Annotated in this window: 4 protein-coding genes; all 4 read left to right on the top strand. The window is 35.6% G+C overall.

What is annotated here, in order from left to right; all coding sequences use genetic code 11:
- The coding region (locus RT405_RS12060; RefSeq protein ID WP_313469996.1) for an ABC transporter permease subunit at positions 1–1111 on the top strand (1111 nt) is incomplete at its 5' end.
- On the top strand, positions 1075–1698 hold the full coding sequence (locus tag RT405_RS12055) for an endonuclease/exonuclease/phosphatase family protein (RefSeq protein WP_313469995.1): 624 nt from the start codon (positions 1075–1077) through the stop codon (positions 1696–1698). The genes RT405_RS12060 and RT405_RS12055, both read left to right, overlap by 37 nt.
- Positions 1667–1861 carry a hypothetical protein gene (locus RT405_RS12050; RefSeq protein ID WP_313469993.1) on the top strand — a complete coding sequence of 65 codons (195 nt, stop codon included), beginning with the start codon at positions 1667–1669 and terminating at the stop codon, positions 1859–1861. The genes RT405_RS12055 and RT405_RS12050 overlap by 32 nt, the downstream gene beginning before the upstream one ends.
- Positions 1862–1881: 20 nt before the next feature.
- Positions 1882–2116: MgtC/SapB family protein (locus RT405_RS12045; RefSeq protein ID WP_313469992.1), on the top strand; the 235-nt coding region annotated here is incomplete at its 3' end.

The raw sequence follows: 2116 nt of genomic DNA, 5'->3' as shown, positions 1-2116 counted from the left end.
TTTAACTGGTTTAGCAGCTACTTCAGCACCTTTGATTGTAGGAGGTCGTCAATTTGAAACCATTACGCCAATGATTTTGACCTTTTCAAAGAGTACCTCTTCTAGAGACTTGGCAACTGTGCTGGCTTTAATATTAGGATTAGCTACCATTATTCTTTTATCTTTTATGATTCGTTCTGAACGAAAAGGGAATTATATGTCTGTTTCGAAAGTGAAATCAGAATTTAAGAAACAGCCAATCGAAAATAAAGCAGCAAACTTAGCCGTTCACGTATTTGCTTATGCATTATTTGCTTTATATGCGATTCCAGTTGTTTTGATTATCATCTTCTCATTTACAGATACGTACAGTATCTCAACAGGAACATTAAGCTGGGAGCATTTCACCTTAGTCAATTACCAAAATGCGTTTTCCAGTGTGAGTGCGCTTAAACCATATATTGTATCCATTCTTTATGGGTTCTTTGGTTCTCTTATCGTAGTGGCTTTTTGTTTATTGTGTTCCAGAATTATTCACAAGTATAAAAATAAATTAGTGACCCTTTTAGAATATGCTTTAATGATTCCATGGTTTTTGCCTTCAACGTTAATTGCAGTAGGTTTAATTGTATCTTTTAACGTAGAAACGGTGTTCACTTTCCGATTCATTTTAGCTGGTACGGTCTGGCTGTTGTTATTGGGCTACGTATTGATTAAAATTCCATTCACTTTACGAATGACAAAAGCAGCTTTTTTTGCAATTGATAGCGAAATCGAAGAAGCAGCTAAAAATTTAGGCGCAGGTTCTTTTTATACTTTTAGGAGAGTTTTATTTCCTATCATATTGCCAGCTACCACCGGGGTATTTGCTTTAAATTTTATAAGCATTTTATCGGACTACGACTTGACTGTCTTTTTGTATCATCCAGTTTATGAGCCATTAGGGGTGATGATCAAAAACGCGACCAGTGCGCAAACTTTAGCAGATACGAAAGCACTGTCGCTAGTTTATTCGGTTATTTTAATGATCATGTCTTCAATTATAATGTATTCAGTCTATGGAAATAAAAAAGTGAAATTAAGGAGTTTGATTAAATGGAGATGGAAAACCAGTCCAACAGATTTACAGTAGCTACTTACAATATACGATTAGACACTTTTATGGATGAACAAGATCAATGGGTAAACCGAAAGGAGAATGTTAAGGCACTGATTGTGAATTCAGAATGGGATGTATTGGGTTTACAAGAAGCGAAACAAAATCAATTAGATGATTTGAAAGAATTAGCAGATTATCAATTTGTAGGGTTGGGACGTTCAGATGATGAAAATAACGAATACAATCCCATTGCTTTTAAACCAGCTCGATTTGCTTTAATAGAAAGCGGAACTTTCTGGCTTTCCATAACTCCTGACATCCCTTCACAAGCCTTTGAGTGGCAGGCAGATTGTCCTCGTATCTGCACATGGGTTCGTTTAAAGCAAAAAAGCAACGACAAAGAATTTTTTTTCTTTAATACCCATTTTGATCATATCAGTGAAGAAGCTCGTTTTCAGTCAGCTTTACTGATAAAAAAAGAAATAGACAATCTAGCAAAAAATAAGCCTGTATTTTTGACCGGCGACTTTAACGCTGATGAAAAAGAGCGTTGGTATGATGTAATTGCCGCATCATGTAGGTCCATTAGTGACTTGTACAGGTGTCGGATTTTCTCATGATAGTCTATGGGACACAATGCAGCATATTGATTATATTTTTACTACACATGATGTTTCTATTTACTCTACTTGTACCATAACTGATAAGTTTGCTGGTCGTTATCCTTCTGATCACTTTCCTGTTTCAGCTGTATGCAGTTTAAATGAAGAAACCATTGATTAAAAGTAAAGAGGTGAGAATATATGGAGACTAGTCTTATTTTGTTTCGATTGCTATTAGCAGTTTTTATTGGAGGAATAGTAGGATATGAACGTTCAAGTAATAATAGCAAAGCTGGTTTAAGGACATATATCTTAGTCTCAGTCTCCATGGCAATGATCGCTTTGATTCAATTAGCCATGATGGAAACGGCATACACATCAGCAGCTGAACATCCTAATGTTCAAGAAGCAGTTAAGTTAGATTATGGCCGGTTAA

The organism is Carnobacterium sp., from assembly GCF_032094055.1.
GTDB lineage: Bacteria > Bacillota > Bacilli > Lactobacillales > Carnobacteriaceae > Carnobacterium_A.
The sequence above is the reverse complement of the archived record's forward strand: the minus strand, read 5'-3'. Positions and strand labels throughout refer to the sequence as shown.

Bases quoted from the DNA above. Each gene is read 5' to 3' on its own strand.
- RT405_RS12055 (WP_313469995.1), top strand. From the start codon at position 1,075: ATGGAGATGGAAAACCAGTCCAACAGATTTACAGTAGCTACTTACAAT.